Origin of the sequence: Frankia tisae (genome assembly GCF_025403405.1) — a bacterium.
Taxonomy (GTDB): Bacteria; Actinomycetota; Actinomycetes; order Frankiales; family Frankiaceae; genus Frankia; species Frankia tisai.
The window spans coordinates 1-11,327 of record NZ_JANEZT010000217.1 but is presented as its reverse complement, the minus strand read 5'-3'; the positions used below and the strand labels follow the sequence as shown (position 1 = coordinate 11,327).

Genomic DNA, 11,327 nt, shown 5'->3' with positions numbered 1-11,327 from the left:
CGGCGGCGGTAGACCAGCCGCTCCACCACCAGGTAGCGGGCGATCACCGCGGCGGCCAGCGACAGCAGGGTCGCCGTGCCGATGCCGAACCCCCACCGGCCGACGAGCAGCGCGAGCAGCGGCAGCCGGATGACGAGGTCGAGATTGTTGATGATCGCGAACGCCGGGTAGCGTCGCCGCCGCGAACCGGCCTGACGGTCCCAGACCAGCAGTTCGCAACCGACGAAGTTCCAGGCGATCGCGAGCTGCGTGGCGAGGATCGCCGCGGCCAGGTAGTGCAGGCCGAGATGGTGCAGCACGGCCGTGCCGAGCAGGTTCGGGACGGTGCCGGACGCCCCGACCAGGGCGAACCGCGCCGGGCGAGGAACCCGCAGCGAGAACAGCCGCCGGGCGAACCGAACCCCCTCGGACATCGAGGCGTTCGACGCACCGGTGTGCCGCTCGGCGAAGGCGTAGCCGACCTCCCGGATGCGCAGCGGGCCGGCGGTGGCCAGCAACTCCAGCAGGATCTTGTAGCCGTCGGGACGCAGCCCCGCCTGGTCGACCGCGGCCACCCGGACGAGGAAGAAGCCGCTCATCACGTCGGAGACCCCACGCAGCCGCCGCGGGAACGCCAGTCGGCAGACCAGGTTCGAGCCGGTGGAGACGAGGTGACGGGTGGCCCCGGCGAGACCGGAGGCACTGCCGCCGGGCACGTACCGGCTGCCGATGACCACATCGGCGGCGTCGTGCTCGGCCGCGGCGAACAGGGCGGGGATCGTCTCCGGCGGGTGCTGCAGGTCCCCGTCGATGATCACGGCGTAGGGGGCCGCGCACAGGGCGAACCCCTCGCTGACCGCGCCGCCGAGACCACCCACCCGGTCCCGCGGCGCGCGGTGGTGCACTCGCACCGGCAGGCCCACCGTCGGCCGGACCCGGGCGATCGCCTCGGGCGTTCCGTCGTCGGAGTCGTCGACGAAGATGACCTCGCTGGCAAGGCCTCGCAGCGCGTCGTCGAGCCGGCGCAGCAGGGGTTCGACGTTGTGCGCCTCGTTGCGCGTCGGCACCACGACGGACAGTCGCGGCGCCACCGCCGCCGCTCCCACCGCCGCCGCTCCCACCGCCGCCTCCCCCGGCGCGGCCAGCCGGTCCGGTGAGGTGCCCAGCCGGTCCGGTGGGGTGCGGGGCAGGGGCAGTGCCGGTCGGCGCAGTAGGCCGGTGAGGTCGTCGGGAAGACCGCCGGCATTCGTCGGCGTCATCGCGGCTGGCCTCCGCCCGGTCCGCGCACTATCAGGAAGCGGACCAGCGCCGGATGGTTCCCGTTACCCGTGGCGGCGGCCACCGGCAATGTGGCACAGCGTCTGTCGGACCTGGTTGTACCGATGAGCATGGTGAATTTCCCCCAGCTGCAGCCGAAAAAATGAACAGCGGATCGGGCCAATTTCCCTGACACCCCCGGCCCGATCTCGGCCTGACAACTCCCGAGGCCGAGCGAAAAATTACCGTACGGTCGCGACAGCTGTGCACGGGTTCCCACCAGGCACACTCCGAGACACAACCGACGCCGCTACGCGACCCGTCGACGGACCCAACCGCCGCGGAAACCACGACTTTTCTCCCGACAATCCTGCGCACCTTTACCGGCGCCCACGGCCCGCCTTCGCTCGCGGTCGCGGGCGGGACAAAAAAGGCATCGCCGTCAAAAGTTCCAATGCCGAAAAACGGGCCTATCGGCCGGATCGAACGAGTCCGGACCGGTTACGCCTGCGCCGAGCCCGCCGCGTCAGGTTGCGACGGTCGGGGGCTCTGCGGGCCAGGGGCGACAGAGGGGGGCACGGCGAGCAGCTCGGCGAGATGGCGGCCGCGCCGGGTGGTGACGTGCGCGGCCTGGGTCCGGCAGGAGAAGCCGTCGGCGAGCAACACCGCGTCGGCCGGAGCCGCCGCGGACGCCCGGCCGATGCCCCGCTCGGCGATCGCGACGGAGACGTCGTAGTGCCCGGCCTCCATCCCGAAGTTGCCGGCCAGGCCACAGCAGCCGGCGAGCACCTCCAACCGGGCGCCGGCCGCCGAGAGCAGGTCGCGGTCGGCCGTGAAGCCCATGACCGCGTGCTGGTGGCAGTGCGGCTGGGCGAGCACCCGCACCCCGTCGAGGCGCGGCGGCACCCAGCCGGGGGTGGCCGCCAGCAGCTCGGCCAGCGTGCGCACCCCGCCCGCCACCTGCGCCGCGACCGGATCGTCGGGAAGCAGCCCGGTCAGATCGCCGCGCAGCACCGCGGTGCAGGACGGCTCCAGACCGACGATGGGCGTGCCCGCGCGGACGTACGGCGCCAGGCTGGCCACGGTCGCCCGCAGCCGTCGGCGTGCCCCGTCGAGCTGGCCGGTGGTGATCCAGGTCAGCCCGCAGCACAGCGGGCCGGGCGGTACGATCACCCGGTAGCCGGCGGCGGACAGCACCTCGACCGCCGCCCGGCCGACCTCGGGCGAGAACGACTCGGTGAACGAGTCGATCCAGAGCACGACGTCCCGGCCCGCACCATCTCGCCGCAGCGCCGCCTGCCGCCACCAGCGGCTGAACGGCTCGACCGCGAACGCGGGGACGTCGCGGCGGGGATCCATGCCGCCGAGGCGCAGCAGGGCCCGCCGCGCCGCGGGCCGGGACAGCACGGCGTTGACCAGCGCGGGCGCCCGGCCGGCGAGTCGGGCCCAGCGCGGCAGCCAGCCGAGGGTGTAGTGGCCGACCGGCCGGATCCGGCGGCGGTGCGCCCGGTACAGCACCTCGGACTTGTAGGTCGCCATGTCCACCCCGGCCGCGCAGTCGTGCGCGCAGGCCTTGCAGGACAGGCACAGGTCCAGCGCCTCGGTGACCTCCCGGGCGGCGGGACCGCCCCGGACCAGCGTCCCGTTCGCCATCTCCTGCAGCACTCGGGCCCGCCCGCGGGTGGAATCCTTCTCGTCCCGGGTGGCCAGGAACGACGGGCACATGAACCCGCCTGCCGCCGACGTGTCGGCCCGGCAGGTCCCGAGCCCGACGCAGCGATGCACCGCCCGCCCGAAGTCCCCCGCGTCCGACTCGAAGGCGAAGCCGCCGACGAGAGGCAACGGGCGGGCGGCGGGCAGGCGCAGGTCGGCGTCGACCGGCCGGGGCCGGACCAGTACGCCCGGGTTGAGCAGGTCCGCGGGGTCGAACAGGTGCTTGAACCCGGCGAAGGCGGCGATCGCGGCCGGCGAGTACATCCGGGGCAGCAGCTCGCTGCGGGCCCGGCCGTCGCCGTGCTCACCCGACAGCGACCCACCGTGCGCGGCGACCAGGTCGGCGGCCTCGCCGAGGAAGGCGCGCAGCCGGCCCGGCGCGGCCCCGAGCGGCAGGTCGAGCCGGACGTGGACGCAGCCGTCACCGAAATGGCCGTAGGGCACCCCGGCCAGCCGGTGGGCGCGCAGCAGCTCCTCGAAGTCGCGCAGGTAGGCGCCGAGCCGCTCGGGCGGCACGGCGGCGTCCTCCCAGCCGGGCCAGGCCGGCTCGCCGTCGGCGGTCCGCCCGGCCAGCCCCGCGCCGTCCTCCCTGATCCGCCACAACGCGCGGCTCTCGGGCCCGGCCGCCAGCACGCGGACCGCCGCCGTCCCCGCGTCGGCCGCCAACGCCCGGCCGGCCGCCAGGGCCTGCTGCGGGGTGTCCCCACCGATCTCGACGAACAGCCAGCCGGTGCCGGCCGGCAACGCCGGCACCGCGCCCGCCCCGCGGTGGCGGCGGACGATGTCGACCAGCCGGGCGTCCATGCCTTCCATGGCCAGCGGCCCGTGCGCCCGCAGCGGCACCACGGCGTCCGCGGCGGCCGGCATGTCGGGATAGCCGAGCACCACCATGGCGGTCGCGGACGGGGGTGCCACCAGCCGCACGGTCGCGCCGAGCACAACCACGCAGGTCCCCTCGGTGCCCACCAGCGCCCTGGCCAGGTCCGCGCCCCGCTCCGGGAGCAGGTGCTCCAGGGAGTAGCCGGACACCTGGCGGCCAAATCGCCCGAGCTCCGTGCGCAGCGTCGCCAGGTTCGCCCGGACGAACGCGTCGAGCCCGGGGATCTCGTCGCGCTCGCCGACGCCGACGCCGACGCCGACGCGCAGCCGGCGACCGGTGCCGTCGAGCACGTCGAGGGACAGGACGTTGTCCGCGGTGCGACCGTAGGCGATCGCGCGCGAGCCACAGGCGTTGTTGCCGATCATCCCGCCGAGGGTGCAGCGGGCGTGGGTGGACGGGTCCGGGCCGAAGCGCAGGCCATGGCGGCCGGCGGCGGCCTGCAGCCGGTCGAGGACGACCCCGGGTTGCACGGTGGCTGTGCGTGCGGCGGGGTCCAGCGCGACGATCCGGTCCAGGTGCCGGCTGACGTCCACCACGACGCCGGGGCCGACCGCGTTGCCGGCGATCGAGGTGCCGGCGCCCCGCGTGGTCAGCGGGGTGCCCGTGGCCCGGCAGACCTCGGCGACCGCCGCGATGTCGTCGACCTCCCGCGGGAACACCACCACCGCGGGCGGCACCCGGTAGTTCGACGCGTCCGAGGAGTACTCCGCCCGCCGCCGGGCGGAGGCGTCGACAGCCGACACGGCCGCGCCCGGCCGCTCGCCCAGCGCCGCCCGCAGCCGGACGACCAGCTCGGCCCGGTCCCTCGACCTGTCCTCGTTCCCCGTCACCCAACCATCCTGGCCGCTGGACCGGGCCGCCCGCACGGGATCGGCGGTCCGATCACCGGCGGTCGGGGCATTCCTGTTCGAGGCCGCCCAGGACCGGCGGGAGCTCGCCGGAGTGGACGACGCTGAGCGAGCGGGTGGCCCGGGTCAGCGCGACGTAGAGGTCGGCCAGGCCCCGGGTCGGTTCGGTAAGCAGCGCGGCCGGTTCGACGAGCACCACCGCATCGAACTCCAGGCCCTTGGTCTCCGCCACGCTGAGCACCGCGACCGGCGCATCCAACGCGTTGCCGGCGGCGCTGGCCGGGTCGACCGAGTCGGCGACGACGGCCAGGTCGGGCAGCAGGGCCATCAGCGCCGAACGCAGGGCCAGCACGTCGCGGGGCCGCGTGATCACAGCCACGCGGCCGGGGCCCCCCGCCGCCTCCCGTCTGGCCGCATGCGCGACGGCGGCCAGCAGCTGCGCGGACGGCTCGCCCGCGGGGGACGGCGCGTCCCCCAGCAGCCGCGCGAGCCCGGGGACGTCCTCGACGGCGACATCGCCGACCCGCAGCGCCGTGGGTCGGCGGCCCACTGCGCGGACCGAGACCGGTGCCGTCAACGACGGGTTCTGCGCACGCAGAACCTCCGCCGCGACGTCCATGATCTCCTGCGGGGTGCGGTAGTTGACGCTGAGCCGTTCCACCGTGAACCGCTCGTCGACCACGGGCGCCAGCAGCTCCGCCCAGCTCGTCGGCGCGCCCGGCCGGGCGGTCTGGGCGAGGTCCCCGACGAGGGTGGCCGTGCGCCCCGGGCAGCGGCGCCACAGCAGCCGCCACAGCATCGGGGAGACCTCCTGGGCCTCGTCGACGATCAGATGGCCGAACGCCCAGCTGCGGTCCTCGCGGGCGTGCTCGGCGGCGGAGCGCCGCACCCGCGGGCCGGACCAGCGGTCGGCGAGCGCCGCCGCGTCGATCTGCCCTTCCAGGCCCAGCATGTCGACCACGCCGCGGGCGTACTCGCGTTCCTCCGCCCGCTCCCGGTCGGCGCGCCGGGCCGCCTCGAGGCCCGCCTCCTCCTCGGGGTCACCGAGCAGCTCGGCTGCCTCGTCGAGCAGCGGCACGTCCGCCGGGGTCCAGCGCCGCCCGCCGCCGGCGGCCCGCGACGTGATGGGCCGGTCGGCAGTGACGGTCGGATCGCCCGTGCGCGGGACCGGAATCCTGGACGCGGCCCGGGGACCGGCGGAACCAGCGCCCGCGGCGGTCGGAAGCAGGTTCGCCGCGGCGAACAGGTCATCGGCGTCGTCCACCGCCTCCGGACCGCCGACGCCGCCGGCCTGCAACGCCCGCGGCCCACCGGCGCCGGGCAGCGACCGGCCGGGCCGCGACCGGCCGGCCCGGGCCGGGGGCAGGTCCTGCAACAGGGCTCGTTCGGCCGGCCGCAGGCGGCTGCCCGCCGCCCGAGCGAGCGCGTCCGAGTCGGCGAACAGGTCGCCGATGAGCTGCTGCGGCGTCAGCAGCGGCCACAGCCCGTCGAGAACCGCCCGGATCTCCTCCTCCGCCCACAGGTCACGGGTGATCTGCCCGCGCTCGTCGGCGTCGAGCAGGCCGCCGGGAATCTGGCGGACCACCTGGGTGGTGAGCTCGGCGAGCAGCTCGCGCAGGAAGACCCGCCGGGCCGAGTTGTGCGGGCGGCGGCTGCGGCGGGCCCGGGTGCGGGCGCGGGCGACGGTGTCCTGGCCGAGCCGCAGCACGTGGTCGTCATAGTTGATCACCAGCTCCTGGTGGGGCAGGCGTTGGCGGTCCCGGACCGCCCCGGCGACGACCTCGGCCATCCGCGGGTCGCCCTTGAGAGTGGCGACCTCGACCGGTTCGGTGCCGGTGGCGTCGACCCCGGGAAACAGCCGCCCGGGGGTCGCGAAGACCACCCCGGTCTCGCCGAGCGACGGCAGCACCTGATCGATGTACCGCAGGAACACCGGGCTCGGCCCCACGATCAGCACACCGGACTGGTCGAGCCGGGCCCGGTCGTTGTACAGCAGGTACGCCGCGCGGTGCAGCGCCACCGCCGTCTTGCCGGTCCCCGGGCCGCCGTCGACGACGAGGATGCCGTTCGCCCGGGCCCGGATGATGCGGTCCTGCTCGGCCTGCAGAGTCGCGATGATGTCGTGCATGCGGCCGGTACGCGGCGCCGCGAGCGTCTCCAGCAGCATCGAGTCCCCGGACTGCGCCACCGCGCCGCCCGGCGCGGGCCCCGTCGGCCCCAGTGGGTCGTCCGCGATCCCGGTGACCTCCCGTCCCCGGGTGCGCAGGTGCCGGCGGCGGACCAGGCCCTGCGGATCGGCGAGGGTCGCCCGGTAGAAGGCGGTGGCGACGGGGGCGCGCCAGTCGACGAGGATGGGCTCCTGCTCGCTGTCGGACAGCCCGATCCGCCCGATGTAGGTGCGCCGGCCGTCGTCATGATCCATGGCGCCGAAGCAGAGCCGGCCCTCGGCGGCGTCGAGGCGGGCGAGCCGGTCGGCGTGCGCCGCGGCGAACACGTCCCGCTCGACGATCGACTGCGGAGTGCCCGTGCCGACGTTGAGCAGCACCCCGCGCAGCTGCTCCCGGGTGATCTCCCGGACCTCGTCCAGCCGGGTGTACAGCGTGTCGAGGTATGCCTGTTCGCGGGCGCGCTCGACATCCTGCATGGTCGGCACCGGCGCTCCTCCCGGTCGGTTTCGGGTTCGATGGCTAGCTCGGCTCACGTCGGCTTCGCCGCCGGTCGGCCCGCGGGCCGCGGCCCGCGAGGTTACGTCACTGCACCGATACGCCGACGGCGCCCCGGCATAGCTCGCCCAGCTCCGGTGCGACAGCCGATCCGGCCAAGCGGCCGCAAACTCCGGCCGCCGACCATGGCCCGACCTGCCCGCCGGGCGCGGACCGGTGAGCAAGAAAGGTTACAACACCCTCCCCGCGAACCATCCCGGCCCGCCGCGCAGACCCGCGTCCGGCCAGGCTGCGTCGGCGGATCGGGTGGACAGGAGACCACGACGGCAACGGCGTCCCGAACCGTACCCGGGGCACGGTGGCCGCAACGCCGCACCGGCGCGTGTTCCAGGTTACGGACGTCGGGCTGGGACGTCCGGTCACCCATCCGTCTGGGCTGCGCCAAACGGGGGGTGCAGGTCAGAACGCAGTGTGGCCCCGACGGGAGGAGTCAGGAGTGGTCGGAGGCCGACTCCCGCAGGTCGCCGGTGTCGCGCTCCTGCCGCACCCGGACCAGCGCCGCGACCAGCCGGGGCAGGTCGGCGCGGTCGACCAGGTCCAGGAACTGCGGCGGGCTGGTCGGCAGTCCGAGCTCGCCCGCGGTGCGGCGAACCCGCTCGTCGAGGTAGGGGACAAGCTCGTCCCAGCCGGCCTGGGCCTCGCGCAGGAAGATGTCGGCCCCCACAGGGCCGATTCCCTTGATCTTCTGCAGTAGCGCTCGCTCGCGGTCCGGGAAGTGGTCCGCGGCCTCACGCAGGTGCCGGATGTCACCGTCGTAGGTTTCCGACAGGTGGCGGCTGGCGTCGGCGAGCTGGCGGGAGGCGCTCTCGTCGTAGCGGGCATAGCCGTTGCGGTTGAGGACGCGGGTGCGCTCCTCCCAGGTCGCCTCGGCCATCGACGCGGCGTCGGTCCAGCCCGCGTCCATCAGCGCGCGGGTGGCCTGGGCGGCCGCCGCGGTCCGGATGCGGGCGCTGGCGAGCAGGGCGAAGACGGTCAGCCTGAACATCGCCTCGGCGGTGTCGGCCGGCACGTCTGCGTCGATCTCGTCGGCGTACGTCCGCCCATGGCGGGTGAGCAGCTCGGCGACCACCGCCTCGATGTCAGTTCCAACCATGCACTGGGACTACCCACGCTGCCCGCGCCCACTCCGGCGCCGCTGGCCGCCGGCCGCCGGCCAGCGCCCTCGGAGATGATTTCATCGCCTTTCTCCGGTACCAGCAGGTCGCCGGTACCAGCAGGCGGGCGAGGTGCGGGACACCTGCCACTCGGCTCCCGCCGCATGGCCGTCGGTCCCGACCTGTGGGTTCCGGTCGGCGCATGCCCCGAACGCGATCGTCCCGCAGGCTGGGGGTAGATACTCGAGAGGAAGGGAGGCTGACATGTCCAACGATGCACAGCGGTCCGCACTGCTCCCGTTGTCGCCCGGCCTGGCCCGGGAGGTGGTCGCGGCCGCCGCCGCGGCGCCCTCCATCCACAACACCCAGCCCTGGCTGTGGCGGCTCGAGGCGGACGAACTGACCCTCCTCACTGACGGCTCCCGTCAGCTCGACATTGCCGACCCCGAGGGTCGGCAGCTGCTGCTCAGCTGCGGCGCGGCGCTGTGCAACGCCCGGCTGGCGCTGCGGGTGCGCGGCCTGGAGCCGGCCGTCGAGCTCGTGGCGGACGGCGACGACTTCCGCTCGAAGCGCCTGGCCACCGTCACGATCATCGGGCAGCGGCCCGCCGACGACGCCGAGCGGGCTCTCGTCGAAGCCATCCCCCGCCGGCACACCGACCGCCGTCCCTTCGACGACCAACCCCTGCCCGAGGATGTCATCGCCCAGTTGCGCGACGCGGCCGAGGCGCACGGCGTCTGGCTCACCGCGCCGACCGATCCGGGCCTGCGCGTCCAGGTCAGCGTCCTGCTCTCGCGGGCGGACTGGATCGAGGAGCACAACGACGACTACCGCAAGGAGCTGGCGTCGTGGAGCCGGACGGCGCCCGCTCCCGACGGCATTCCGCGCAGCGCGGTCGTCCACTCCGACGCGCCCCGCCAGTCCGAGTTCCCGCTGCGTGACCTCGACGTGGTCGGCCAGGCGGGCACGCTGCTGCAGGAGTACGACGTGGAGCGGCCCGGCATCCTGCTGATCGGCACCGATGCCGACACCACCGCCGACCGGCTGCGGGCCGGCGAGGCGATGCAGCGGGTGTGGCTCACGGCGACGGCGCTCGGCCTCGCCACCTCGCCGATGTCGCAGGCGATCGACGTCGAGGGCATGCGCGAGCAGTTCCGCGGGGCCACCGGCGGGCTGGGTCACGTCCAGATGATCCTTCGGATCGGCTATCTGCGGTCCGGTACCGAGCCACTCGGCCCGACCCCGCGGCGGCGGGTCGACGACGTCCTCGACGTCGCCGGCTCCGACGAGCGCGTCTGACGCGGCGTCGATGAGCGGGGGGTTCGGGCTCGACCTGAGCGACGAGCAGCGGGAGCTGCGTTCCTGGGTGCACGGTTTCGCCGCCGACGTGGTCCGCCCCGCGGCATCGGACTGGGACGAGCGCGAGCAGACGCCGTGGCCGATCATCCAGGAGGCGGCGAAGATCGGTCTGTACGACTTTGACGCCCTGGCCACCCTGTGGGCGGATCCCACCGGCCTGTCGCTGCCCCTGGTGTCCGAGGAGCTGTTCTGGGGCGATGCCGGGATCGGAATGTCGATCATGGGCACGACGCTCGGCGTCGCCGGCATCGTCTCCGCCGGCACCCCCGAACAGATCGGCGAGTGGGCACCGCAGTGCTTCGGCGACGCAGCCGACCCCAAGGTCGCCGCGTTCTGCGTCTCGGAGCCGAGCGCCGGCTCGGACGTGTCGGCCATGCGGGTTCGGGCCCGGCACGACCCCGCCACCGACGAATGGATCCTGAGCGGCCAGAAGGCCTGGATCACCAACGGCGGCATCGCCGCCGTCCACGTCGTCGTCGCCTCGGTGGACCCGGAGCTGGGCTCGCGCGGCCAGGCGGCGTTCGTCGTCCCGCCGGGCACCCCCGGGCTCGGCGCGTCCCGCAAGATCCGCAAGCTGGGCCTGCGGGCCTCGCACACCGCGGACGTGTTCCTCGACGACGTGCGGGTCCCGGGGCGCTGCCTGCTCGGCGGCCGGGAGCGGCTCGACGAGCGCCTCGCCGCCGCCCGCACCGGCCGGCGCGCCTCCGGCCAGGCCGCGCTGGCGACCTTCGAGGTCACCCGGCCCATCGTCGGGGCCCAGGCCATCGGCATCGCGCGCGCCGCGTACGAGTACGCCCTGGCCTACGCCCGTGAGCGTGAGCAGTTCGGCCGGCCGATCATCTTCAACCAGGCGATTGCCTTCGCGCTCGCCGACATGCGGATGGAGATCGACGCGGCCCGGCTGCTCATCTGGCGGGCCGCCTGGATGGGCCACAACGGCCGGCCGTTCGAGGCCGGCGAGGGGTCGATGAGCAAGCTCAAGGCCAGCGAGGTCGCGGTCTGGGCGACGGAGAAGGCGGTGCAGATCCTCGGCGGCGCCGGCTACAGCCGCGACCATCCCGTGGAGCGAATGTTCCGCGACTCCAAGATCTACACGATCTTCGAGGGGACGTCGGAGATCCAGCGGCTCGTCATCGCCCGGGCGATCTCCGGGATGCACATCCGCTGACCTCGCGCGGGGGTCATTTTCCCGAAAGCCGCCGAAATACGGGGTCTGCGAGGGCGCGGGGCGGTTTGATCGGACCAGACCGGGTTGCTCACGGTGGCGCCCGACGTTCGGGGGCGTCGCTGGCCCGCCGGCGGCGGCCCGGTCCCGACTCGGGGGGTCCCGGGGGCGCCGACCACCGCGGTGTCCCCGGGGGACTCCGGGGACACCGCCACCCGATGTCGTCATCGCCCCCCCGCTTATCCGGAGGCTTTCATGTCCGGCTTGTCCCTCTGGATAAGCAGGGGCTGCCGCCGCGGCCACTACCTG

At 74.5% G+C, this 11,327-nt stretch carries 6 protein-coding genes; 2 read left to right on the top strand and 4 right to left on the bottom strand.

Translation table 11 applies throughout. The features are described 5' to 3' along the window. From NBZ85_RS19670 to NBZ85_RS19655, 4 genes are all read right to left on the bottom strand, one after another. Nucleotides 1–1,238 (bottom strand): glycosyltransferase (locus tag NBZ85_RS19670; protein ID WP_261562378.1); only part of this gene is annotated, 1,238 nt, incomplete at its 3' end. Between the two features lie 499 nt (nucleotides 1,239–1,737). Next, on the bottom strand, nucleotides 1,738–4,659 hold the full coding sequence (locus tag NBZ85_RS19665; RefSeq protein ID WP_261558304.1) for an FAD-binding and (Fe-S)-binding domain-containing protein: 2,922 nt from the start codon (nucleotides 4,657–4,659) through the stop codon (nucleotides 1,738–1,740). Nucleotides 4,660–4,711: 52 nt separating this feature from the next. After that, nucleotides 4,712–7,330, bottom strand: coding sequence for a HelD family protein (locus tag NBZ85_RS19660; RefSeq protein WP_261558303.1), 2,619 nt, complete (start codon nucleotides 7,328–7,330; stop codon nucleotides 4,712–4,714). Nucleotides 7,331–7,830: 500 nt separating this feature from the next. Next, a complete protein-coding gene (locus tag NBZ85_RS19655; protein ID WP_261558302.1) occupies nucleotides 7,831–8,493 on the bottom strand; it encodes an HhH-GDP family DNA glycosylase in 663 nt (220 codons plus the stop codon). A 265-nt stretch (nucleotides 8,494–8,758) separates the two neighbouring features. On the opposite strand from NBZ85_RS19655, the gene NBZ85_RS19650 reads away from it, so the two are divergent. Continuing rightward, a complete protein-coding gene (locus NBZ85_RS19650; protein ID WP_261558301.1) occupies nucleotides 8,759–9,793 on the top strand; it encodes an Acg family FMN-binding oxidoreductase in 1,035 nt (344 codons plus the stop codon). Nucleotides 9,794–9,803: 10 nt separating this feature from the next. Beyond that, nucleotides 9,804–11,021, top strand: a complete 1,218-nt coding sequence (locus NBZ85_RS19645; RefSeq protein WP_261562377.1) for an acyl-CoA dehydrogenase family protein — start codon at nucleotides 9,804–9,806, stop codon at nucleotides 11,019–11,021. Nucleotides 11,022–11,327 lie beyond the last annotated feature (306 nt).

Excerpts from the sequence above, each read along its gene's own strand:
- NBZ85_RS19655 (WP_261558302.1), bottom strand. The coding sequence starts at position 8,493 with ATGGTTGGAACTGACATCGAGGCGGTGGTCGCCGAGCTGCTCACCCGC.
- NBZ85_RS19650 (WP_261558301.1), top strand. The coding sequence starts at position 8,759 with ATGTCCAACGATGCACAGCGGTCCGCACTGCTCCCGTTGTCGCCCGGC.
- NBZ85_RS19645 (WP_261562377.1), top strand. The coding sequence starts at position 9,804 with ATGAGCGGGGGGTTCGGGCTCGACCTGAGCGACGAGCAGCGGGAGCTG.